This window comes from Methylophaga sp. (genome assembly GCF_048266885.1).
Lineage (GTDB): Bacteria > Pseudomonadota > Gammaproteobacteria > Nitrosococcales > Methylophagaceae > Methylophaga.
In genome coordinates this window covers 22,813-45,549 of the sequence record NZ_JBLWYR010000006.1, presented here as the reverse complement: position 1 = coordinate 45,549, position 22,737 = coordinate 22,813, and the positions used below count along the sequence as shown (strand labels likewise).

The 22,737-nt window shown below is 43.0% G+C and carries 22 protein-coding genes and 1 riboswitch; of the genes, 11 read left to right on the top strand and 11 right to left on the bottom strand.

Translation table 11 applies throughout. The features are described 5' to 3' along the window. Positions 1-86: 86 nt before the first annotated feature. Both ACN0V2_RS04250 and ACN0V2_RS04245 read left to right on the top strand, forming a co-directional pair. Complete coding sequence (locus ACN0V2_RS04250) at positions 87-422, top strand: YegP family protein (protein ID WP_417549549.1); 336 nt, start codon at positions 87-89, stop codon at positions 420-422. A 332-nt stretch (positions 423-754) separates the two neighbouring features. Further along, positions 755-1,339 carry a type 1 glutamine amidotransferase domain-containing protein gene (locus tag ACN0V2_RS04245; RefSeq protein ID WP_417549548.1) on the top strand — a complete coding sequence of 195 codons (585 nt, stop codon included), beginning with the start codon at positions 755-757 and terminating at the stop codon, positions 1,337-1,339. 163 nt (positions 1,340-1,502) lie between these two features. Here ACN0V2_RS04245 and ACN0V2_RS04240 read toward each other — a convergent pair whose 3' ends face one another. From ACN0V2_RS04240 to ACN0V2_RS04225, 4 genes are all read right to left on the bottom strand, one after another. Next, positions 1,503-2,201 carry a class I SAM-dependent methyltransferase gene (locus ACN0V2_RS04240; protein ID WP_417549547.1) on the bottom strand — a complete coding sequence of 233 codons (699 nt, stop codon included), beginning with the start codon at positions 2,199-2,201 and terminating at the stop codon, positions 1,503-1,505. 152 nt (positions 2,202-2,353) lie between these two features. Next, the gene (locus ACN0V2_RS04235) at positions 2,354-2,905 is read right to left on the bottom strand and encodes a sugar O-acetyltransferase (RefSeq protein ID WP_417549546.1); all 552 of its coding nucleotides are present in this window, start codon (positions 2,903-2,905) and stop codon (positions 2,354-2,356) included. Positions 2,906-3,081: 176 nt separating this feature from the next. Further along, the gene (locus ACN0V2_RS04230) at positions 3,082-3,468 is read right to left on the bottom strand and encodes a nuclear transport factor 2 family protein (protein WP_417549545.1); all 387 of its coding nucleotides are present in this window, start codon (positions 3,466-3,468) and stop codon (positions 3,082-3,084) included. A gap of 341 nt (positions 3,469-3,809) precedes the next feature. Further along, positions 3,810-4,250 carry a YqaA family protein gene (locus ACN0V2_RS04225; RefSeq protein ID WP_417549544.1) on the bottom strand — a complete coding sequence of 147 codons (441 nt, stop codon included), beginning with the start codon at positions 4,248-4,250 and terminating at the stop codon, positions 3,810-3,812. Positions 4,251-4,501: 251 nt separating this feature from the next. On the opposite strand from ACN0V2_RS04225, the gene ACN0V2_RS04220 reads away from it, so the two are divergent. Further along, the gene (locus tag ACN0V2_RS04220; RefSeq protein ID WP_417549543.1) at positions 4,502-4,732 is read left to right on the top strand and encodes a TA system antitoxin ParD family protein; all 231 of its coding nucleotides are present in this window, start codon (positions 4,502-4,504) and stop codon (positions 4,730-4,732) included. Beyond that, positions 4,707-4,997: a type II toxin-antitoxin system RelE/ParE family toxin gene (locus tag ACN0V2_RS04215; protein ID WP_417549542.1), complete on the top strand. Its 291-nt coding sequence runs from the start codon at positions 4,707-4,709 to the stop codon at positions 4,995-4,997. The genes ACN0V2_RS04220 and ACN0V2_RS04215 overlap by 26 nt, the downstream gene beginning before the upstream one ends. 410 nt (positions 4,998-5,407) lie before the next feature. Here the strand turns inward: ACN0V2_RS04215 and ACN0V2_RS04210 are convergent, their stop codons facing one another. The 5 genes from ACN0V2_RS04210 to ACN0V2_RS04190 all read right to left on the bottom strand — a co-directional run bounded on the left by ACN0V2_RS04210 (position 5,408) and on the right by ACN0V2_RS04190 (position 12,231). Next, entirely contained in the window at positions 5,408-5,983 is a 576-nt protein-coding gene (locus ACN0V2_RS04210) for a DUF1415 domain-containing protein (protein ID WP_417549541.1), read from the bottom strand. Positions 5,984-6,065: 82 nt separating this feature from the next. Beyond that, positions 6,066-6,869 carry an N-formylglutamate deformylase gene (gene hutG, locus ACN0V2_RS04205; RefSeq protein ID WP_417549540.1) on the bottom strand — a complete coding sequence of 268 codons (804 nt, stop codon included), beginning with the start codon at positions 6,867-6,869 and terminating at the stop codon, positions 6,066-6,068. A gap of 180 nt (positions 6,870-7,049) precedes the next feature. Continuing rightward, a complete protein-coding gene (locus tag ACN0V2_RS04200) occupies positions 7,050-9,176 on the bottom strand; it encodes a UvrD-helicase domain-containing protein (protein WP_417549539.1) in 2,127 nt (708 codons plus the stop codon). After that, a complete protein-coding gene (locus ACN0V2_RS04195) occupies positions 9,163-11,478 on the bottom strand; it encodes an AAA family ATPase (RefSeq protein WP_417549538.1) in 2,316 nt (771 codons plus the stop codon). Before ACN0V2_RS04195 ends, ACN0V2_RS04200 begins: the two co-directional genes overlap by 14 nt. Before the next feature lie 198 nt (positions 11,479-11,676). Beyond that, the gene (locus ACN0V2_RS04190; RefSeq protein ID WP_417549537.1) at positions 11,677-12,231 is read right to left on the bottom strand and encodes a Smr/MutS family protein; all 555 of its coding nucleotides are present in this window, start codon (positions 12,229-12,231) and stop codon (positions 11,677-11,679) included. An 89-nt stretch (positions 12,232-12,320) separates the two neighbouring features. After that, positions 12,321-12,425, top strand: a riboswitch (TPP riboswitch). Between the two features lie 106 nt (positions 12,426-12,531). On the opposite strand from ACN0V2_RS04190, the gene thiC reads away from it, so the two are divergent. From thiC to thiE, 5 genes are read left to right on the top strand one after another with little or no spacing between them, the layout of a single operon-like run. Then, entirely contained in the window at positions 12,532-14,343 is a 1,812-nt protein-coding gene (gene thiC, locus ACN0V2_RS04185) for a phosphomethylpyrimidine synthase ThiC (RefSeq protein ID WP_417549536.1), read from the top strand. A gap of 21 nt (positions 14,344-14,364) precedes the next feature. Next, positions 14,365-15,435, top strand: a complete 1,071-nt coding sequence (locus ACN0V2_RS04180; RefSeq protein ID WP_417549535.1) for an NAD(P)/FAD-dependent oxidoreductase — start codon at positions 14,365-14,367, stop codon at positions 15,433-15,435. Further along, positions 15,425-15,646, top strand: a complete 222-nt coding sequence (gene thiS, locus ACN0V2_RS04175; protein WP_417549534.1) for a sulfur carrier protein ThiS — start codon at positions 15,425-15,427, stop codon at positions 15,644-15,646. The genes ACN0V2_RS04180 and thiS overlap by 11 nt, the downstream gene beginning before the upstream one ends. 1 nt (position 15,647) lies before the next feature. Then, positions 15,648-16,445 carry a thiazole synthase gene (locus tag ACN0V2_RS04170; RefSeq protein ID WP_417549533.1) on the top strand — a complete coding sequence of 266 codons (798 nt, stop codon included), beginning with the start codon at positions 15,648-15,650 and terminating at the stop codon, positions 16,443-16,445. Further along, a complete protein-coding gene (gene thiE / locus ACN0V2_RS04165; RefSeq protein ID WP_417549532.1) occupies positions 16,438-17,904 on the top strand; it encodes a thiamine phosphate synthase in 1,467 nt (488 codons plus the stop codon). Before ACN0V2_RS04170 ends, thiE begins: the two co-directional genes overlap by 8 nt. Here thiE and ACN0V2_RS04160 read toward each other — a convergent pair. Together ACN0V2_RS04160 and ACN0V2_RS04155 are read right to left on the bottom strand one after the other, a co-directional pair. After that, positions 17,893-18,735: an OmpA family protein gene (locus ACN0V2_RS04160; protein WP_417549531.1), complete on the bottom strand. Its 843-nt coding sequence runs from the start codon at positions 18,733-18,735 to the stop codon at positions 17,893-17,895. The genes thiE and ACN0V2_RS04160 overlap by 12 nt on opposite strands. Beyond that, positions 18,735-19,250, bottom strand: coding sequence for an adenine phosphoribosyltransferase (locus ACN0V2_RS04155; protein ID WP_417549530.1), 516 nt, complete (start codon positions 19,248-19,250; stop codon positions 18,735-18,737). The genes ACN0V2_RS04160 and ACN0V2_RS04155 overlap by 1 nt, the downstream gene beginning before the upstream one ends. Before the next feature lie 109 nt (positions 19,251-19,359). On the opposite strand from ACN0V2_RS04155, the gene ACN0V2_RS04150 reads away from it, so the two are divergent. Next, the gene (locus tag ACN0V2_RS04150; RefSeq protein WP_417549529.1) at positions 19,360-20,001 is read left to right on the top strand and encodes an ABC-type transport auxiliary lipoprotein family protein; all 642 of its coding nucleotides are present in this window, start codon (positions 19,360-19,362) and stop codon (positions 19,999-20,001) included. A gap of 150 nt (positions 20,002-20,151) precedes the next feature. Beyond that, a complete protein-coding gene (gyrA, locus tag ACN0V2_RS04145; RefSeq protein WP_417549528.1) occupies positions 20,152-22,737 on the top strand; it encodes a DNA gyrase subunit A in 2,586 nt (861 codons plus the stop codon).

The following is a 22,737-nucleotide window of genomic DNA, read 5'->3' as shown; positions in this document are numbered from 1 at the left end:
TGTGTTGCAACTCATTGATAAAAAGACTATTTTGGTTTTAACGACTTAGAGGCAGTATATTTTTTACCTAAGGTGGAGGAAATATCATGGCAGCAAAGTTCGAAATTTATGTAGATAAAGCGGGCGAACATCGCTTCAGACTCAAAGCCGGTAACGGTGAAATCATTTTGAGTAGCGAAGGTTACTCATCCAAATCAGCTTGCAATAATGGCATTGAATCAGTCAAAACAAATGCACCAGATGACAGCCGTTATGAAAAGAAAGAATCAGCTAGCGGCAAATTCTCTTTTTCGCTCAAAGCGGCTAACCATCAAGTTATAGGGACCAGCCAAAGTTACCAATCAGCATCTGGTCGAGATAATGGTATTGCATCCGTGATGAAAAACGCACCAGATGCCAGGGTAGAAGATCAAACGCAGTAATGAGCACAGGGCTTAAATACCCTTTTTTTGTAATGGCAAACTTGTTCCCACGCTCCTGCGTGGGAACGGAGTTACTCAATCAAGTTGAATGAACCTGGAAGCTTCTCACCGTAAATTTGTTCAGCACAAAAGCTGTAATTCTTACTGACGAACTTGTAAAAAGTTCACTTACTCAGTTATCAAAAAGTTGAATGGGATTTCAACAAACACGCCCAGTAGCCATCACCACGGTGTATTTCACCTCTGGCATTGTCCTTGCGTTATCCAAGTAGATAGCTTCAGCGCTTAAACTTAAATTCAGTTAGCGCTCAACTCATCAGGAGGTCTAAATAATGCAAAATTCATCAACAGAAAATAGAAAATCCCTTCAAGGCAAAACCATTGCGTTTCTTGTGACCGATGGCTTTGAACAGGTGGAGTTAACGACACCTTGGGAGCAAATCAAACTCGCTGGTGCTGAAACAGTATTGATAGCGTTGGAAGAGGGCAAAGTTCAGGGATTTAATCATCTTGATAAAGGTGATGCTTTTCAGGTGGACAAAAGTGTCTCAGATGCATCAGCCGAAGATTATGATGGCTTGGTTTTACCTGGCGGTGTTGCCAACCCCGATGCATTACGCACCGACGATAATGCAGTCGAATTTGTCCGAGCTTTTTTCACTGAACATAAGCCTGTGGCGGCAATCTGTCATGCCCCATGGACGTTAGTCGAAGCGGACGTTATTCACGGAAGAAAACTCACATCCTGGCCAAGCCTTCGCACCGATATTCAGAATGCGGGTGGTAACTGGGTAGACCAGGAAGTTGTAGTTGATCAAGGACTGGTAACCAGCCGGAAACCAGATGATCTAGACGCTTTCTGCAGTAAAGCCATTGAAGAATTCGCCGAGGGTAAACATCAACGCCAACGTGCGTAATCATTAGTACCAAATCAAGGGGGTTAGAGACGATTGCGAGGTAGATTATTTCTACTTATTAAAATCAAACGTCTCTGCCCCCGTTCTCCTTTAATTTTTTTGGGCTTCGTACCTCAGCGCCAATCTACTACCAACCTACTATTGGGTGTTGATGCTGTTTAAATCAAACAGTCTTAATACCGTACCAACCGCTAATCATAAACGCCTGAAAAAATCGTATCGGCACGTCAATCCCGGTTTGTTTTAGTAGGTGTTCAGTTTCTGTTGGTGAGATAACGGAAAGCATTTCGCGAAGTTGCATGGGCAGGTTTGCCAGTGATTCCGGGGTGGCTCCCATCATCGATTGCACGGCTTCCCAGTTTTTTAACATCAATGGAAATTCGGCTGAGTCCAAATCAAAGCTGATTTCAGTATTAATCAACATGCCATTCGTGCGTAATCGATTGTACATCGCCTGATAAAAATTCAATCGGTCTTCACGCTTCACGAAGTGGGCAACCAGAATACTTAATACCGCATAAAAGTTTTCGCCTTCAGGAACGTCATCAACGTATCCATGAATCAGTTCGCAGCGATCCTGCACGCCAGCTTCGGTGAGTCTTTCACGGCAGACATCCAGCATCCCGATAGACGGATCGACGCCAACAAAGGTCCATTGAGGAAATGATTTGGAAAGTGAAATTATCTCGGCACCTGTGCCAACACCCACACACAGAATACGTGACTGCTCTGGAGCATCTTTTAAGATCAGACGAATCAGAAAATGCATATTATCGGCAATCGGAGCCAACTGCCGGTTTCGCTCGTCATAAACGTTTGCACCATTGGTGAAATGCTCGATGACTGGAGAATTGGTGTTCATTAAGAAAAGCTCCTGCTAGATTTTGCTGAGAGATTTGTTTTGATCAGTTTTGAACGAGTTCAGAGTAAATAGGGTAGGGGTTAAGGAATTTCAATGGTCTCAACCCACTTTACTCATTATCTTCAAGTTGGCTGACAGATTGAATGACAGTACTAGATTTCTTTAAGCACCCTTGCTGGATTGCCACCAATTACCACGTTGTCTCCAAAACTTCTTGTCACGACAGCACCCGAGGCAACCACAACATTATTACCTAGAGTCACACCTGGATTGATCGTTGCGTGACCACCAATCCAGCAGTTATGTCCTATGGATATGGGGTTACCATACTCTAAACCGTTGTTTCTTTTAATCGGCTCTATGGGATGTGTTGCGGTATAAATCCCCACCTGAGGTCCTAAGAAACAATTATCACCGATTCTAACTTCAGCAACGTCTAGGATAACGCAGCCAAAGTTAGCATAAAAATTTTCGCCAACGTGTAAATTCACGCCGTAATCGCAGTTGAAAGGTGACTCAATATGAATCGAGTTACCGGTACTTCCTAATAACGATTTTATTATTTCAACTCTTTCAGCCACTTCACTAACGCTGGTTTTATTGAGCTTTTCAGTGAGCAAGCGAGCCTGCAGACGTAACTTCAAAAGCTCAGCGTCATTCGGGTCATATAACTCACCGGAGATCATTTTTTCTTTTTCTGTCATATGTTCAATGGTGTCTTTCCATTTTCGATTTCTTTAACGGTTCGAATAGACCAGCATTTCAATTGTTTCGAACCTTATTGATTTTGTTTTCAAGTTGACTGACCTCTTGGTAGAAATTGAAGGGCGAGCAGATTAATTTTAATTAATTAAATAAACCTGCTCCCTTAATTCATTTCTCATAAAAACATGGAGTTGCCATTTTTAGAAAATTCTGGGACGAGTTGGATTGCATCCCAATGTTCAATAATTTTCCCATTCTCATCAAACCGGAAAAAATCCATAGTGACGTATTCTGCACCTTCAGGCCACTGCTGATGTGTATGTAGGGCAACGAGGTCATCTTCTGCCACAGCCCGGATGAATTCAATTTGTTTATTGGGATATTGGTCAACCATTTCAGTGAAGTAGTCAATAAAAGACTGTTTGCCATCGCCTACTAAAGGATTGTGCTGAATGTAATCTCTTCCCACATACCGCTCTATGGCTTTAATGGGAGCGCCTTCGAAAGCAGTACGATAAAAATCGATAGCATTCTTTTTATTCGCCTCTATATTTTGTGGCAAGTCATGCTCCTTGGTAATTCGTAAAGAATTATTATCAATCAGGATAAGGCAGAAATCGATAAATAAGTGAAGTTTAACTTCAAGGACTCTGACGCCTTTGATGCATCAGTCACTATTGAGGTGGGGTTAATTAGTTTTCAAGTTGACTGACCCCTTGAAACCTTCTTCTGTCATATATTTAATGGTGTGGCCGTTTTGATTACTTTTTTAAGTAAGTTGACCCTTGGATTTTGAAATAGGGTAGGTTGACTTGAGTTTACGAAACCCAACAATCTCATAAATAATGAAGCGTGGAAGTTTAATTGAGTCTGCCCCTTTTGATCGTTAAGCACGGTATCAGTTCAATTTACGTTCAACACCATGTAACTAATGACAACATACCGCAGAAATTTACCCGCAGTAACCAGTATAAGAAACCACCTTAAGCGAACCCGTAAAACACCTGCCATAACGGTTAATGGGTCACCGATTATGGGAACCCAGGCAAAACACAACGCAAACATGCCGTATTTAACAAAGCGCTGTTCTGCTCGCACGAAATCATCTTCCGACATCCTTAACCACTTTTTTACCACAACCAAGCTACCCCAGTAACCTAGGGCATAGTTTGTGAGTGAACCCAAAACATTTCCTGCTGTGGCAATGATGACTAGCGTAGTGGGTGATAAACTACTCAGCAACAAAGCACTCAAAACAATTTCTGAGCTTAGCGGCAAAATCGTCGCGGCTAAAAATGCAGAGATAAAAAGACCAATATGTCCGAGTTCTAATAAATATTCCATGATGCTCAATGTCTGTAGCAAGGGAAAAAATTGCAATTAATGGTGTCAGATACCATTGATTGTTGTGAAGCGAATTTCAATCGACTCTGACCCCTTTAATCAAGTTTGCTGTTCCGATAATACTGAGTTTCAATGTTGTTCACTAGAAATGTGTCTACATGTTGCGTAACGCGACAAATTGTCGCATACTCTTGCCATAAATTATTCATCGTATTGATGAACCCAAAACATAGAGATGAAAGGTATTAAATATGGCTACTAGCGTAAGACTGGATGATGAGTTTGTTACTGAGGCCAGAGTTCATGCAGAAGCAGAAATCCGCTCCTTACCAAAACAAATAGAGTATTGGGCAAAAATTGGCCAAATCATGATCGACAACCCGGACTTGTCGTATGAATTTGTGCGTGAATCTTTACTGGCGACTGAAGAAGTTAAACAAGGATTAGTTAAACCTTATGTCCGAAGAACAAAACGAAATTGATGTTTATGAATCGCGACGATTTGAGAAAGCTATTAAAAAGCTGACAGAAGCGCAACTCAAAGTGGTTGAAGATGAGATAGAAAAAATCATTGAAGACCCTGAAATAGGGGAGCAGAAAAAAGGCGATTTAGCTTTTTTGAGAGTGCACAAATTCCAACTTGATAAACAACTGGCTCTTTTAGGTTACTCGTGGTTCGAAGACAGGCTTGAGATATACCTGCTTCAAATAGGGCTTGTTTATCTTTCATCTCCGCCTCTGTTGTGAGCTGAAAAAGCGTCAATCAAGGCACGAGGAGCGCCTTTTAGTTATTCTAAATAAGTGACGAGCAACGCAGAGTGGCGCTTTTTCAGTCACAACCCGAAGGGCTGGGACTATTTTTGCGCCCGCCAGCGTTGTCAATCACTTATGTAGGAAGGCTACACTGCGTGCTTTCCGCCTTGTCGGACACAAAAATAGCCTCCAGCAGTGGTGGATATGAAAGATAAACAAGCCCTAGGTTCTCACGAAAACTTTTATAAAAAGATGAAAGGGCAACGCAAACTAGATCAGAAACTGATTCAATCCTAGTAAATAAATGCCGGTGAAAAAGTATGTTCAATAGGAACAATTGATTTAATAATTTTGCTCTTTTTTTAAGTTGGCTGACTGCTTTATCCCTAAAGAACTGCTCCTCCCTACAGCTTAAATAGGCTCTCAAATAATGCCTGCAGCTTATTGTGTCCCAGACTATTCATTAGCGCCACGTTTCGTATTGGAACTTGATCGACATCAGGATATTCCACAATAGCTCGCTCAAGACTCGCCTCCCGAATAAGATGCAACAAGGGATAAGGTGAGCGATTTGTATAATTCTCTGCATCGTCCGGATTTGTTCCACCAAATTGGTAATCTGGGTGAAAGCTGGCGACTTGATAGGTACCTTCCAATCCCATTTCCAAAAGGAGATTATCGGCATTACTCAAAAACTGATTGTAGTCATAAAAGTCCTGCAATACATTTGGGTGTATCAGCAGCGTAGTTTCAACTGACGGCTCACTATTGAGCAGTTCCAGCTCGTCTTGCAGTGATATCAATAATTGTTCTTCCGTTATCGCTCTTGTGGTAGCAAAGCGCACCCGATTGTTCAGCATCTCATACTTAGCAAATGGGCAAAGATTCATTTCTATCACAAAAGAGTCAACCCACTGCCGTACCGATAGAACAATTTCCTCGTCATTTCGGAGCTCACTTGTTCGTGATAATTTCTTCATTCGTCTTTCATATATCGTTACCTAAAATCAAATACTCTGACCCCATTGATTCTTCGAGGAATGAGCTGACGTTTAACTGGGCTCAGTCCTGAGCCCAGTTCACCAGCTTAACAAACAGACCTTTCAGTTCTGACTGCAATGCAGCAGCCCGGTCAGCAGAATACGGAGCAGGAGCGTCACCTTGAACTTCGTGCATGTAGCTTTGCTGAGCTATTTCTAACTGCAAACCGTGAACCTGACTGGAAGGCTTGCCAAAATGACGGGTTATCCAGCCACCTTTAAATCGACCGTTATGCACGAAAGAAAAATTACCATCGGATAAATGCTTTTCGACCAGAAGGGCAAGGTCTGGCGCGCAGCTTCGCCCACTATTCGTACCTAGGTTCAAGTCGGGCAAAGTGCCGTCGAACAGTCGTGGACATTGTGAACGAATCGAGTGGGCGTCAAACAGAATGACAATGTCGTGATCCAGCAACAACCGGTCCAACTGGCCCCGAATAGCGGCATGGTAGGGTTCAAAATACTGCTTTTTACGACGTTCAATCTCTGCGTCGTCAAGAGGCGCTGAATACAGCGGCTGACCATCAAAACGGGTTGTTGGGCAAAGCTCTGTGGTGGCCTGTCCAGGGTACAATGACTGACCGGAAGGGTCCCGGTTTACATCGACCACGCAGCGGGAAATAGCAGTACGAACGGTGGATATTCCCATTGAGCTGACAAAATCGTACAACTGGTGCACATACCAGTCGGTATCTGTCAGGGCTTGTTCGGTCGAACAGGCAAGCTGTGATTGGATAGAATCGGGTATTTGCGTTCCAGTATGCGGTAAGCTCATCAGTACGGGGGCGCTGCCCTGATTGATTTCCAGCCATTCGGTTGTCATCATTGAAACTCCAAAATAAAACTTTGTGTTTTGGCCTTTCTCAGACCGTTAACCAAAGGAGGGAGAAAACCGTGCAACCAAATCGTGCATCAATGGGGTCAGACACCATTGATTGTTGCTTGGAGCGACTAGATGTGAAGTGAATTTCAATCGACTCTGACCCCATTGATCTCCATTGATCTATTACACAGAGCTTTGAACTCCATCTATTGGCCATGGTTTGCAGTCGCCAAAAATAGCATTAATGCCTTTCTCTATTTCCGAGATATCATCTAAATACAGTACTCTAAGATTTTTTATCGCTCGTGAGCAGGCAACGTAAAGTAAATTTTGGGTATTAATATGCTTTTCTTTTTCTTTGAAGTCAGAAAACAAACGTTCTCTTTCCTCAGCATTTTGTTGAATAGCATTAAAGTATTTTTTAAACTTATCTCTATTCTTAGAACCAAAGTTATGCTCTAGAATGATCGCAACGTTCATGTACTCCTCACCCTTAGTACCATGATACGTGTGATAGCTAATTTCATTAGTTTCTTTACCATCAATAAAGTTAACCCAGTTTATTAAAGATATGATTGGCAACGCTAAAACGGTATCGACTTTTTCTTTAGCACTATCTTCATCCTCCGAACCTTCATTCATAAGAGTGTTAATGCTGTTCATGAATGTTAATTTAAATACATCAGCAGAAGTCACTTTATCTTTTTCATAATTAACCCTATTAATCAATAGGTTAACCAACTCTCTTTTAACCTGGCTATTTTCAAGTCGGTCAATGATTAAATCGACCCACTCTTTTAATGACGCAAGTTTTTCTTTTTTCAATTCAAGGATAACCAAGCTGGCCTTGGAAAAGGTCATATTTTGGCTAGATGGTCCAAAAATATCGTAGTAGGAAACTAAACTCTTTTGTATATCTTGGTAGAGCTTTACAAAGTGGTAAATAGTTAAAACCGTTGGATGCAACTTTTCTAATTGTTGAGATAAAACTTGGGTATTTAGGTTGTCGTAAAAAATAACTGATCTTTGATACACTTCATAAACATCACCAAACCCATTGAAACTTGCCATGAGTTTGTTTGTTAACACCAAACAATTAATTTTAGTATCTTCATCATCTGTATCTCCTGACTCTCCAATGTCTTTGATAAGATCATTTTTATATTCGTCTAGGAATTGTTGAGCTGTCGTTAGTTTGTTCTCTGAGCTATTGTAGAAAAAGCGCACTGAGCCATTTTTTCGTTCCTCAGAGATAGGCACTTGAACTATTTCGTCAGCACGAATTTTATTGGCAACATCAATGATTTTCTGGTGTGAACGTCTGTTAAATACCTTATCGACATTAACCAACCTATCATGAATATCTACAATCTTTCGACCAACGCCATCATCATAAATGCACTGCGCAGTATCACCAAAATAGCCCACCATCCATTGTTTATTGTTGTTAATCGCATAATCATGAATAGTTTTAACAAACTTAACTACATTGCTATGTGTATCCTGATACTCGTCAATAAAGAAGTAGGGGTATCTATCAATAATAATGCGGCAAAGAGTGGGGTAAGTTTCAACGAGCTTTAATCCGAACTCAAGCAGGGTGTCATGGCTGAATTTCATGTAGTGAAGCCTATCTGAATTTACCTTGCTGTCGTAATTGACACGTTTTTCTTTTCCTGCAGCAATTCTTTCCAAACACTCTTCAAGTCTTTGGGTTTTATACAATAGCCCAACGACATGCTGGAAGTTTTGTACATTTCTTAAACAGCTTTTCAGAAAGTCTGGTTTGTCAATTTCAGTGTTATCTACATAAGAACTTTTAAAGGACGAAGCGTTTAGATTTTTAGATTGGTAGAAAAGCTCTTTAGTCTGCTTAGCAAAATCAATAAATTCTTGTTGCTGCTCACCAAGTTCAATAAAAAATTTTGCTTTATCGGAATTGAGCAAGTCTTGTTTGATTTGCGCTATAACCTCTTCTATTTTCTCTTTATGGCATATCAAAAGTTGAGGTTGAAAACTTTTGATTATTTCCCACAATCTTTCATGAATAGTTGAAACGTGTACTGTTTCCGAATTACCTAGTCGATTCTTTACTTCATTCACTGCCACGTTTGTATAGGTAATACATGCTATGTTTTGCGGGCTTTTCGTGGCTGCTATTTTATTGATGGTGACATATTTTAGCGTTTCTATCAGTGCATAGGTTTTGCCTGCACCAGCCCCCGCATTAAAACGAAAGCTTTTGAAATCATCAATATGATTAATGATAATTTCATGAGCCTCTAACTCTTTAACCTCATTCGGAGTCATCAGCTGCTGTCTCCGTACTTTCAGTTTCTATATCAACCGCTACCTTGGCTTCACTTGATGGTGGTGTATTAATAGTTTGTAGTGTAAGCGCAAGCCACGCTAAACCATCTTGTAGGTAGTTTGGTAATTGAGGTATGACGTCACCATCTTTTGCTGAAAGTAAGCTAAATAGAAGCTTATTAGAGAAATCACTTTTACTGTCTGAGAGTTTTTTCTGTAACTTATATGAGTGACGGATTAAGTTTTCTCGTGACTCTCCACCATGTTCTCTTAATATTTCTTGATAGATTCTTGGCTTACATTCATTAAGCACTGCATTAATGGCATCATTTTGATAGTTGGTTAAGATTAATGCCTCTTCTAAGCTCGTGGCATGTTGCCCATTTATTGGGTCTTTTTGGAATACTACATAAAGGTTATCATCCTTAAAGAACTCAATATCATCAAGTTTATCCGCTTCATCTGGTATTTTACTTCTCAGATGTTGGTTAAACTCTTTGAGGGTTGTATTAGTTGTTCTACGCGCATCAAGCTTAGTAATTTGAGCAAAACTTGGCTCGACACCTGGTACATAATGTGCGACACCATCTTTAGCCCGCTGGCCACATACTTCACAAGATTCTCTTTCATCGTGCTTTTTGTTATTTTCACACTTTTCACGTTTGATATCTAAATCGGTCACAATCAAGCTAGGAACGCTGAGTTTTTTCGCTAATGGCAGATATAATTTTCCGTGAGCACCATTTATATTAAACACGGAGATATAATAATTACTGAGTTGTGGGTGGGTTTCCAAGTAGTAATTTAGCAAGGTCTCTTCTGTAATACCTTCAACAAAAATAATCGCATCAGAGAAGAATAATTCTGAGACTTTATATTTTATGTGCTTTTTTATGAAATTGAGCTTATTGCTAGCATCAGGATCTTCATTAGAAACTACAGCTTCATCTGTCAGATTTATGGCTTTAGTGCATTTGTTAATTGAGGTTAAGTAGTTAAGATTATTAAAAGTATTACTGCTGTGAATCTTACTATTAACGATATGAGAAGAGTGAGTTGTAATCGCTATTTGACACTGTAGTATTTTTGTACCTTTTGATGACGTATTTGCGATCTCTAGTGCCTTTGTTACTGCTTTGTCAATATGTTTAATGAAGAATTCCTGCATATGAGGATGCATAAACGTTTCAGGTTCTTCAATAAAGAGTAAATTAATCTGACTGTAATGGCTTTTGTCTTCATAGCTATCCACAAAATGAATAATTTCACCAATAATGTTTAGTAGATTAATATAGCCAAGGCCAAATTGGTCTCCGGGAATATAATCATCTCCATCCATGAAGTTATATTTGATCAGTCCTTTCATAATGGCGTCATAAGTAACATTGCCAGACAAATTCAGATCAATTTTTTCTGTACTTTCCATTTCACTCAAGACTTGAGAAATATCTGCGCTTTTAGCTCCCACATTGTCAAATATCAGATTATTAATCGACTCAATACTTTTTTCCAAACTCGAACGAGAGATATCGTCATTAGAAAATTGGTAAGCAACTATCTTGTTAAAAACATCCCGTAGCACACTCTCTTCAAGTTTACGATTAGCTTTGATTTCTTTAATGTTTATCAGTTTCTTGAGTGAGAATTTCTCTGTTGGATAGCCAAGATGATCCATGAATACAATTTGATAAATATTACCGTCCGTTTTACTTACACCAGATACTTTTGAAAGTAATGAGTAAAACTTTTCAAACTGCTGTTTATTTCCTAATTTATTTCCATTTGTATCAGTAGCGCTAAAAACCTCGTTAACTTTTTCTTTAAATTTAGGTTCTTCTGCTAGTACTACCTTAATCACGATGCGTACGTTAACTGGCTCCCCATTATCCACTTCACTAATCGACATAAAAGAAGCAAGATGAGTCATCAAATCTTCATCACTAAAGTTCACTTTAACCATCAAGTTGAATTCTAAATTAGGTGTCTCTAAACATTCAAAATTTGTACTGCTATCCGCTTCAAAAGCTTGTTTATACTGAACGAATAACTCATTTAAGTAAGAGAGGTTAAAGTCTGATGCTGATGGTTGTTCATTGTGACATAGCATCCTTAATGCATTGACGACTGTAGTCTTACCTGCATTATTCTTACCGATTATTAAAGTTGTTGAAGGAGCAATTACAGACTTTGTTTGCTTCTCTTCAGTACTTATAGCAATAACTTTAGGCTTTACGAAGCATACCGTATTGTCAGTAGAGCGAAATTTTCTATAATTTTTTATGGTTAGACTTTCTAAATGCACGGGTTGACTTCCTTTAATTGGTTAAAGCTTCCTGAAATCTAACAACACGTTAATGAGGCCCGTTGGCCGCATAAAAGTTTATGTCGAGCTGTCATCTAATAATGACTTCGGCAGACCCGGATTATCTAAATGGCTGAATAATCTATAAATAATAAAATTAGGTAAATTTAATTACAATTTAAAAGGCCATTTATAAACTCACCTTTCAAACTGCCGTTTCAACAAAACATATAAAGCTCCAGTCCCACCATCTTCAATCGTTGCACTGCAAAAGGCCAATACGGAATCACTTTGCCTGAGCCAGTGATTGAGTTTGCTTTTTAATACCGGTTTGTTATCGCGTGATCCCCAGCCTTTGCCATGAATGATTCGTACGCAGCGAATCTTTTCTTGCTGACATTGTTCGAGAAAATGGGAGAGGGTGGGTTCGGCTTTGGCTAGGGTGAGGCCGTGTAAATCGAGTTCGGCTTCCAGATGTACTTTGCCGTTTTTGAGTTTGGTGAATTGGCGGTTTTGAATGCCGTCACCGCGGTATTCGAGATATTCTTCGTTACCTACGGTTTCTGGAGCAAACAGGCTGGAAAACTCGCTGGTGTCATGGGTGAGTTCGGCTGCGGAGGGCTTCCTGACCTTTGGCGGCGGTGGTGGTTTTCGATGCACTAAACGGTCGTGTTTGATGGGCTCGGCGTCGCTCATTTCATTGCGAAACAAGGAAAACTCGTCGTCATCATTTTTATTTTTGTTATCTGCCATGGCCGATGTTGCCTGATTTGATGCCGTTTGATGTGACCCATTGTGCCAGATGATGCTTGTGTAAAAAATCATTTTTAGTTTAGGATGATTTCCACTTGTCGGGGTGCCACTCTGAATTTTCAGAAATGGCTGAGATGAAACCCGTTGAACCTGAAGAGGCTAGAACCTCCGTAGGAAACAAGCCGGAATGCCGGTACGTCTGATTGTCTGACTGTAGCCGCCGTGTATCTCCATCACCTTGTTCGCGAAAGCGCAACGTCTTCATTTCCCCGACTTTTTTATTCAAAAAGGGGAAATCAGATGTCAGCAGCCAATCCAAAAGTCATTGATATTAAAGACCGTAGTGGCATTACTACTCAGCCATTACCCGGTTCTGAAAAAATCTATTTAACCGGTAGCCGTGACGATATCCGGGTGCCATTTCGTCAAATCTCCCTGACCGATACACCTAACCGTGATCCCAAATTGCCGGGTGTGCCGAATGCGCCGGTGATGGTTTATGACACGTCCGGTATTTACACCGATCCCACTGAAACCATCGATCTGGAAAAAGGCTTAACGCCGATTCGTCAGCAATGGATTGAAGAGCGTGACGATACTGAAGTGTTACCGGCGTTCAGTTCAAACTTTACCCGTGATCAGGATGGTCTGGAATTTGATATTCCACTGTTCACCAATCGTCGTCTGCCACGCAAAGCCAAGCCGGGTAAAAACGTCAGCCAGATGCACTATGCACGTCAGGGCTTGATCACACCGGAAATGGAATATATTGCCATTCGTGAAAGCATGGGTCGTGCCGCGCTGCAAGCCAAAGGCGAATTGCCAGCCGATAAACCGAATCACATCACCCCGGAATTTGTGCGTAAAGAAGTCGCTGAAGGTCGGGCGATTATTCCAGCCAATATCAATCACCCTGAAGCCGAGCCGATGATTATTGGTCGTAACTTTCTGGTCAAAATCAACGCCAATATCGGTAACTCTGCCACCACGTCCTCGATTGAAGAAGAAGTCGAAAAAATGGTCTGGAGTACCCGTTGGGGTGGCGACACGGTAATGGATTTGTCGACTGGTAAACATATTCACCAGACCCGTGAATGGATTTTGCGTAATTCACCGGTGCCAATCGGCACCGTGCCGTTGTATCAGGCACTCGAAAAGGTCAACGGCGTAGCCGAAGATCTGACCTGGGAAGTGTTTCGTGACACGTTGATTGAACAGGCCGAGCAGGGCGTCAGCTATTTTACGATTCATGCCGGTATCCGTCTGGCACATATTCCACTGACCGTAAATCGTACTACCGGTATCGTGTCGCGTGGCGGTTCGATTATGGCGGCCTGGTGTCTGGCGCATCATGAAGAAAGCTTTTTGTATACGCACTTTGAAGATATCTGCGAAATCATGAAAGCCTATGATGTGTCATTCTCGCTGGGTGATGGTTTACGTCCGGGTTCACAGGCGGATGCCAACGATGAAGCCCAGTTTGCCGAACTGCGTACCTTGGGTGAATTAACCCATATTGCCTGGAAACATGATGTACAGGTAATGATTGAAGGGCCGGGTCATGTGCCGATGCACAAGATCAAAGAAAACATGGATCTGCAATTGGAAGTCTGCCATGAAGCGCCTTTCTATACCTTAGGGCCGTTGGTCACCGATATTGCACCAGGTTATGACCATATTACCTCGGGCATTGGTGCAGCGATGATTGGCTGGTTTGGTACGGCAATGCTGTGTTACGTAACGCCTAAAGAACATCTGGGGTTGCCGAATAAAGATGATGTTAAAGTCGGCATTATTACTTACAAAATCGCTGCCCATGCAGCTGATTTGGCCAAAGGTCATCCGGGTGCTCATGAACGTGATGATGCGATTTCCAAAGCACGTTTTGAATTCCGTTGGGAAGATCAATTCAATCTTGGTTTGGATCCTGATACCGCGCGAGCTTTCCATGATGAAACCCTGCCGAAACCGAGTGCCAAAGTGGCACATTTCTGTTCTATGTGTGGACCGAAATTCTGCTCAATGAAGATTTCACATGATGTGAAAGAAGCCTTTGCCGAGAAGTCGGAAGAGTTTAAGGCCGGTGGCAGCAAAATCTATCATCAGGTTTGATTGGACCGGATCTCGATCCCTATGAAGCATTATCTGATTATCGGCAGCGGACTGATTGGACGCCTGACAAGCTGGCGTCTGATTCAGACCGGTCATGCCGTGACGATCCTGTCATCAGACGATAAAGCCGGTACTGACAGTGCCGGTTTTATTGCGGCTTCGATGATCGCGCCGTTTACCGAAGCGGTGACAGCAGATCGATCAATTCGTGATCTGGGCATTCAAAGTCAGGCGCTGTGGGATAAATGGCTGGATGAATTTGATAAGCGAGTGTTTTATCCGAAAACCGGAACACTGGTGGTGGCACATGAAGGCGATAAAGCCGAACTGGCACGTTATCAGCGTCGTGCAGCACATATTCTGGATACGACTGATTACCAGCAGATTGATGCACAGCAGTTGCAAAACCTATCATCTGAACTGGCCGAAAACTTTCAGTCAGCATTGTATTTTCCGGAAGAGAGTTGTCTGGATAATCGCCAGTTTTATCAACAGGTCGGTGAGTTTCTAACCGAACACGCCAACTGGCAAACCATTGAACCGATTGAAACGTTAACTAACGCCACATTGGAACAGCTGTGCCAGCAAACGCTTGAGCATTCGCTGGATAAATTTACCTCGGTAATTGATTGTAGAGGCAATGGCAGCAAAGCGGATTTGAAAGAGCTGCGTGGGGTTCGCGGTGAAGTACTGCGTGTCTATGCACCGGAAGTGAATCTGCAACAGTGCGTAAGATTAATGCATCCCCGTTATCCGCTGTATCTGGCACCTCGACCGGACCAGCAATATGTGATTGGTGCAACGGTAATTGAATCCGAAGATCGGTCGCCGGTCAGTGTCCGAAGTGCAATGGAATTGCTATCCGCGCTTTACAGTATTCATAAAGGGTTTGCCGAAGCCCGGGTATTGGAAATGCGGGCGCATTGCCGACCAGCATTACATGATCATTTACCGACCATTCGGCAGCAGGAGTGGGGTTATCAAATCAACGGAATGTATCGGCATGGTTATTTGCTGGGTCCGGTGATGGTCGATCAATTACTGACAAAATTATCAGAACAAACAGATTCGGGAGTGCGTTATGCAAGCTGAGTCGATTCAACCTGTTTCACTTATTTTGAATGAACTGCCAATAGAAACTACAAACACAAATTTACAGGCTTTTCTGGCTGAACATGGTTGGACAGAAGGCCGGTTTGTGGTGGTGATTAACGACAATATTATCGCCAAATCGGCACATCCAACCTATCAATTATCAGCTGGCGATCGCATTGATGTGCTGTCGCCGATCAGTGGAGGCTGACATGCAGGCATCTGACTGGACCGTTTACGGGCAAACCCTTAGTAGTCGTTTATTTATCGGTACGGCGCTTTATCCTTCACCGCAGGTTATGTGTGATGCCATTAAAGCATCAGGTTCTCAGGTGATTACTGTATCTCTGCGTCGGCAAAGTGCCGGGCAGGCCAATAGCGGTCAGCAATTCTGGAATATGATTGAAGCGCTGGGTTGTCATTTATTACCCAATACCGCGGGTTGTTACAGTGCGGCTGAAGCAATTAAAACAGCCCATATGGCCCGTGAGTTATTTGAAACCGACTGGATCAAACTGGAAGTGTTGGGTGACAGTTTTAATCTGCAACCGGATCCGTTTGCTTTATTGGAAGCCACCAAAACCCTGATTGCCGAAGGTTTTAAAGTGTTCCCTTATTGCACCGATGATTTGGTGTTGTGCCAGAAACTGGCGGATGCCGGTTGTGAAGTTTTAATGCCCTGGGGTGCACCAATCGGCACTGGTCAGGGGTTACTGAATCCGTATGCGTTGAGAACATTACGAGAACGACTGCCGGAAATCACTTTATTAGTTGATGCGGGCATCGGCAAACCCTCTGATGCGGTGCAGGCCATGGAACTGGGTTATGACGGCATTCTGTTAAATACCGCTGTTGCCGAAGCGCTGGAACCGGCACTTATGGCCGAAGCCTTTAAACAATCCATCAATGCCGGACGTCTGGCGTTTGAAGCGGGCATTATGCCAAAACGTGATTCCGCCAAGCCCAGTACACCGACTTTAGATCAACCTATCTGGCAGCAACATGGCTGAACAAAACCAAACCGCAATATTATTAATAGGTGGACTGGATCCACAAGGCTGTGCAGGACTGACGGCGGATATTCAAACTGTCAGTCACCATGGTTTTCATCCGGTGCCATTGGTGACTTGTGTGACCGAGCAGACTCAAAATGGTATGCGGGCGCTGAATCCGTTAACTGCTGAGAAATTTCTTAAACAATACGAGAATTGCATTGCTGACTTTGAGATTAAGGCGATCAAAATTGGCCTGATCCCCAATTTGGAAATTGCCAAAGCGATTGAAAGAATTCTGACAATTCATGATGTGCCGGTGGTGATGGACCCGGTTATGGCTGCAACCAGTGGTGGGCAACAGGCAGCGCCGCAAGTACTTGAATTTGTTCGCAAGGCCTTATTTCCCAAAGTAACCTTGTTGACCCCGAATCTACCGGAAATTCAGTACATAACTGATAACCCTAATTGGTCAGCGGAAAAACAGGTTAGACATTTAATTGGGGAAGGTCTGTCAGCTTGTCTGGTGAAGGGCGGACATGGCGATCAAAGTTTTGTTTCGGATTATCTTGCTAATGCGTTTGGCCATTTCTATTGCTATCAACCACGGTTGAATAAAAATGTTCGCGGAACCGGCTGTGTGCTGGCATCGAGCTTGGCATGTTATCTGGCACAAGGTGAGGATATACGTGATGCGGTGATTTTATCGCGTAGTTACATCAATCGTGGTATTCGGGAATCACAGTCGCTAGGCCCTTATCAGTTGTTTTCTCACCAACGGAAACCCGTTGAACTTCGCGATATCCCACGGCTGAGTTACACGCCGGATCTGATTGGCAAAAGTTTTAGTTTTCCGGAATGTCCGGAACGCTTGGGAATCTACCCGGTGGTAGATAGTGCCGATTGGGTGAATCGTTTATTGACCATAGGTATCAAGACCATCCAGTTACGCTTAAAACAAACGGATAATGCTTTTCTCAAGGCAGAGATTGCCAGCGCGGTGGATATCTCTCATCAACATAGTGATATTCAGTTTTTTGTGAACGATCACTGGCGTATGGCGATTGATAGCGGCGCTTATGGAGTACATCTGGGGCAAGAAGATTTGCACGATGCCGATTTACTGGAAATCGAAAATGCCGGATTGCGATTGGGGATTTCAACCCATTCCTATTGGGAACTGGCCAGAGCCTTAGCGGTAAACCCTAGTTATATTGCATTAGGTCCCATTTTCGAAACAGACAGCAAACAGATGCCGTGGCAACCACAAGGGTTTGATCGGTTAGCTGAGTGGATACGCTTATTAGATGGGCATACGCCGCTGGTTGCCATTGGCGGGATTGATCTGCCACGAGCCAAAGAATTACATAAAACCGGTGTGGGTTCGGTGGCGATGATTTCTGCAATAACCAAGGCAACTGATTATCAACAAGTCACGCGTGAGTTACTAGCTCTATGGGGTTGTTCAGCGAATTAAACGTAATTCCGTACGACGATTTTTAGCGCGGCCATCAGGTGTTTTATTGCTCGCAATAGGCTTGTTATCACGGTAAGAATGGCTCTCGATAATGGCTTCATCGATTTCAGCTTGCTCTATCAAAAAGGTTTTGACCACTTGTGCTCGATTGTCTGATAGCTCGGTATTCAGTTCTCTGCGACCAAAGCTATCTGTGTGAGACTCAATGATAATACGCGAGATACTGTCATCCACTTTCAGGTATTCGGCCAAACGTTTCATCCGTTGTGAAGCGCTGTTATCGAGAATGGCTTTTTCCGATTCAAAATACACATTGAATTGCTGTAAATCGTTAAAGCTATCCGGGTGCATTTTGTCTGAACATTCCTGAAATTCGCGCATAGCTGGCAGGAACTGCACATTGGATAAAATCACGCTGACTGGTTGAATGCTGCTTTGCGAGGCATATTGCAATTGAACGAACTGACCTTGTTGCAATGCCGCTAAGGCTTTTCTTGCCGCATTGCCTTCCACCTTAAATTCTCGCTGACCATAGGTGACGGGTAGTGTCATTAATTTTTGGCTGAATTCATCGAATTGCCAAGGCGTATTAGTGATCATCAGTTCGGCGGTTTCTTGAGAAGCGGGATGATCTGTTGTTGAAATCAAAAGCTGCAGCGGCTCACCATTTTCACGATGAAAAATGGTTTCACCAAAATCAGTGACTTCATGACGTAACGTGCATGAAAGCGGGGAGTCTTCAGTTTGCCATTTTGCTTCGTGTACAGCAGATTGATAAACCGTGTCAGCGACAGCGGGGGAGGCAAATAATATAAACAGTAAAAACTTCATCAGTACTGGATCACGCTATGAACACTGGTGTTGGGGAGCATCGAACGACCATTCAAAGCGGTAATTTCAAGTAAAAACGCACAGGCAACAACATTTCCGCCCAATAACTGAATCAACTCACAACTCGCTTTAGCGGTTCCGCCAGTGGCGAGGACATCGTCAACAATAAGAATGTTGTCTTCTTCTGCTACGGCATCTGCATGAATTTCCAGACTGGTTTCACCGTATTCTAATTGGTATTCGACTTTGTGTGTGGTGTGAGGAAGTTTGCCTGGTTTGCGCAGGGGAATGAAACCAACCCCTAACATTGATGCCGCTAAAGAGCCAAAAATAAATCCTCGGGCTTCCATCCCAGCGACGGCAGTTATATTGCTATTTCGATAAGGGAAGATGAGTAATTCGACGGCTTGACGCAGTAAGACTGGGTCTTGCATTAATGGAGTGATGTCTTTGAATAAAATACCAGGTTCGGGAAAATCTGCGATATCGCGGATCTTGTTTTTTATCTCGTCCATCTGACGCCTAAATTATTTGAGAAGGGATGGTCACCACCAGTATTATAACGACACCAATTACAAGATCTGTAATGCAATTTTCCAGAAATCTTTAGGAGTACAACATTTCGTGATTCACAGATGGCAGAGAGCGTTAGTTTTTGTTCTGTTCAGTTTTTTGACCGGTTGTTTCGGTTTTGGCGGTGGGGATAAAGCGGCGGAAAATCTAGAGCCGCGTTTTTATATTGTTGATGTTGACCGGGGCAATGTCGCCGCGGAATTTGCCAGCAATCGCGTATTACGGATCAAACCAATCCGCATTGCACCGCATTATCGCACCGAGAATATTGTGTTTCGCATTGGTGAAAATGAGTATCAACCACAGACAGGCCATTTATTGCTAACGGATCCACAAGTGATGTTCACTTCTCAATTGCAACGCTGGCTATCTAAAAGTGGTTTATTCAGTGATGTTATTACCGATGAATCACAACCAGCCGATTTAGTACTGGAAGCTGCTGTGACCAAATTTTATGGTGATGACCGATCTGAGTATCCGCCGCAAGCTGTTCTAGAAATGCAGTTCTTTATGAGTCCAGGTGACGCAGACCGCAGCAAGATGTTGTTTCAAACTGGTTTCCGCGTCGATGCTTCCATTGATCAAACCACACCGCAAACCGTTGTAACCGGCTGGCAAAATGCACTCGAAGAAATTCTCGCGACTTTGGAGCAGGATTTAAGCGATTATTTTAATAAAGCTGGTACACCCTAGCAGTATCTTATAAACGTGCAGGAAATCGCTCAGAGTGGTAGCATTACTCCTTTGTTACGATTAGCTTCTGTTCGAGTTTTCTCAGCAATTTTTTTTGCCTGAAACTTCAACAAGCTAGGCTTGCTTTTGTTCATTTTGGAAGAATATTAAATGTCTGAGATTGCTCTGGAACTGGACTCGATCAGTATCGAAGATGAAATGAAACAGTCCTACCTCGATTACGCAATGAGCGTTATCGTAGGACGCGCCTTACCGGATGTCCGGGACGGCCTGAAACCTGTTCACCGTCGTGTTTTATATGCCATGCGTGAATTAGGCAATAGCTGGAACAGCCCATACAAAAAATCTGCTCGTATCGTCGGTGACGTTATCGGTAAATATCACCCACATGGTGATACTGCGGTATATGACACGATGGTACGTATGGCTCAGCCATTCTCAATGCGTTACATGCTGGTTGATGGTCAAGGTAACTTTGGTTCAGTTGATGGTGATCCGCCTGCCGCGATGCGTTACACCGAAGTGCGTATGGCAAAAATCGCTCATGAGATGCTTGCCGATCTGGACAAAGAAACAGTCGATTTCACAGCTAACTATGATGAATCCGAGTCAGAACCATCAGTTCTTCCAACGCGATTCCCAGCATTATTAGTAAATGGTTCATCCGGTATTGCCGTGGGTATGGCGACCAATATTCCACCGCATAATCTGACTGAAATTCTTAATGCCTGTATCGCAATTATCGATGATCCGAGTGTCACTACTCGTGATCTGATGGAATTTGTGCCGGGTCCTGACTTTCCAACTGCCGGTATTATCAATGGTGCTAACGGTATTGCTGAAGCATACGAAACCGGCCGTGGCCGTGTTTACATGCGTGCTCGCGCCGAAATCGAAACCAATGAAGCGACTGGACAGCAAAGTATCATCGTTCATGAATTGCCATATCAAGTAAACAAAGCCCGTTTGCTGGAAAAAATTGCCGAACTGGTTAAAGAGAAAAAAATCGAAGGTATTTCTGCTCTGCGTGATGAGTCGGATAAGGACGGTATGCGCATGGTAGTGGTCATCAAACGTGGTGACGTACCAGAAGTGATTCTGAATAACCTGTATCAGCAAACCCAGTTACAAACAGTGTTTGGTATCAATATGGTGGCGATCGTTGATGGTCAACCACGTACATTGGGCCTGAAACCAATCCTTGAAGCTTTTATTCGTCATCGCCGTGAAGTGGTTACCCGTCGTTCGATTTATGAACTACGTAAAGCGCGTGAACGTGCTCATATATTGGAAGGTTTGGCGACAGCCCTGGCCAACATCGATGAAGTTATTGAGCTAATTAAAGCGTCACCAAGCCCGTCTGAAGCCAGAGAAGCATTGTTGGCTCAAGGCTGGCGTAGTGAAATGATTCTGGAAATGCTCGGCGCGGCCGGTGCACAAGCTTCACGTCCAGAAGATTTAGCGGCCCAGTTCGGCCTGGTTGACGGTCAATATTATTTATCTCCAGTGCAAGCTCAAGCCATTTTGGATATGCGTCTGCATAGATTGACTGGCTTGGAACAAGACAAAATCCTGCAGGAATACCGCGAAGTTCTCGATGCAATCCGCGACTTGCTGGCTATCCTGAGTGACCCTGACAATCTGATGGCTGTTATCCGTGGTGAGTTGGTAGCGATTAATGATGAATACGGTGATAACCGTCGTACCGAAATTCTGGATACACATCTTGATTTAACCTTAGAAGATCTGATCACTGAAGAAGAAATGGTGGTTACGCTATCGCATGCGGGCTACGCCAAAACGCAACAGTTAGATACCTATCAAGCGCAACGTCGTGGTGGTAAGGGCAAAGCAGCAACCTCAATGAAAGATGAAGATTTCATTGAACATCTGTTTATAGCCAACACCCATGACACTTTATTGTGCTTCTCCAGCGCCGGTAAGGTTTACTGGAAGAAAGTCTATGAATTACCACAAGGCGGTCGTACTGCACGTGGTAAACCAATTGTGAACTTATTGCCGTTAGATGAAGGCGAACGCATTAATGCGGTATTGCCGATTCGTGAGTTTGAAGCTGATAAATTTATCTTTATGGCAACTGCTAGCGGTACTGTTAAGAAAACACCTTTAGTGGATTATTCACGTCCAAGAGCCAACGGTATTATTGCCGTCGATCTGAAAGACGATGACAAACTGGTTGGCGTAGCGTTAACCGATGGCGAATCTGATGTCATGTTGTTCAGCAGCAACGGTAAAGTTATTCGTTTCCCTGAAACTGATGTCCGTTCTATGGGCCGTGTTTCACGTGGTGTTCGTGGTATGCGTTTAGCGGATGGTGAACAGATTATTTCGTTGATCATTGCTCAACAGGAAGGTGCGATTTTGACGGCAACCGAATTTGGTTACGGCAAACGTACTAACCTCGAAGAATATCGTGTACAAGGTCGTGGCGGTCAGGGCATTATCTCGATTCAGACTTCAGCGCGTAACGGCCAAGTAGTTGGTGCGGTACAAGTGTGTGAAGAAGATCAAATCATGTTGATTACCAACGGCGGTACGCTGGTTCGTACACCAGTTAAACATGTCTCATTAGTAGGACGTAATACGCAGGGTGTGCGTCTGATTAATCTGAGTAATGATGAGAAACTGGTAGGTTTAGAACGCGTCATTGAAGACGAAAACGAAGAAGTTGATATTGACGACTTGCCACATACCGATGATTTAACAGAAGAATAA

Bases quoted from the DNA above. Each gene is read 5' to 3' on its own strand.
- ACN0V2_RS04225 (WP_417549544.1), bottom strand. From the start codon at position 4,250: ATGGAATATTTATTAGAACTCGGACATATTGGTCTTTTTATCTCTGCA.
- thiE (WP_417549532.1), top strand. From the start codon at position 16,438: ATGGCTGAACAAAACCAAACCGCAATATTATTAATAGGTGGACTGGAT.
- gyrA (WP_417549528.1), top strand. From the start codon at position 20,152: ATGTCTGAGATTGCTCTGGAACTGGACTCGATCAGTATCGAAGATGAA.
- thiS (WP_417549534.1), top strand. From the start codon at position 15,425: ATGCAAGCTGAGTCGATTCAACCTGTTTCACTTATTTTGAATGAACTG.
- ACN0V2_RS04170 (WP_417549533.1), top strand. From the start codon at position 15,648: ATGCAGGCATCTGACTGGACCGTTTACGGGCAAACCCTTAGTAGTCGT.
- hutG (WP_417549540.1), bottom strand. From the start codon at position 6,869: ATGATGACAACCGAATGGCTGGAAATCAATCAGGGCAGCGCCCCCGTA.
- ACN0V2_RS04240 (WP_417549547.1), bottom strand. From the start codon at position 2,201: ATGAACACCAATTCTCCAGTCATCGAGCATTTCACCAATGGTGCAAAC.
- thiC (WP_417549536.1), top strand. From the start codon at position 12,532: ATGTCAGCAGCCAATCCAAAAGTCATTGATATTAAAGACCGTAGTGGC.
- ACN0V2_RS04155 (WP_417549530.1), bottom strand. From the start codon at position 19,250: ATGGACGAGATAAAAAACAAGATCCGCGATATCGCAGATTTTCCCGAA.
- ACN0V2_RS04210 (WP_417549541.1), bottom strand. From the start codon at position 5,983: ATGAAGAAATTATCACGAACAAGTGAGCTCCGAAATGACGAGGAAATT.
- ACN0V2_RS04200 (WP_417549539.1), bottom strand. From the start codon at position 9,176: ATGACTCCGAATGAGGTTAAAGAGTTAGAGGCTCATGAAATTATCATT.
- ACN0V2_RS04235 (WP_417549546.1), bottom strand. From the start codon at position 2,905: ATGACAGAAAAAGAAAAAATGATCTCCGGTGAGTTATATGACCCGAAT.
- ACN0V2_RS04215 (WP_417549542.1), top strand. From the start codon at position 4,707: ATGTCCGAAGAACAAAACGAAATTGATGTTTATGAATCGCGACGATTT.
- ACN0V2_RS04160 (WP_417549531.1), bottom strand. From the start codon at position 18,735: ATGAAGTTTTTACTGTTTATATTATTTGCCTCCCCCGCTGTCGCTGAC.
- ACN0V2_RS04190 (WP_417549537.1), bottom strand. From the start codon at position 12,231: ATGGCAGATAACAAAAATAAAAATGATGACGACGAGTTTTCCTTGTTT.
- ACN0V2_RS04180 (WP_417549535.1), top strand. From the start codon at position 14,365: ATGAAGCATTATCTGATTATCGGCAGCGGACTGATTGGACGCCTGACA.
- ACN0V2_RS04250 (WP_417549549.1), top strand. From the start codon at position 87: ATGGCAGCAAAGTTCGAAATTTATGTAGATAAAGCGGGCGAACATCGC.
- ACN0V2_RS04220 (WP_417549543.1), top strand. From the start codon at position 4,502: ATGGCTACTAGCGTAAGACTGGATGATGAGTTTGTTACTGAGGCCAGA.
- ACN0V2_RS04245 (WP_417549548.1), top strand. From the start codon at position 755: ATGCAAAATTCATCAACAGAAAATAGAAAATCCCTTCAAGGCAAAACC.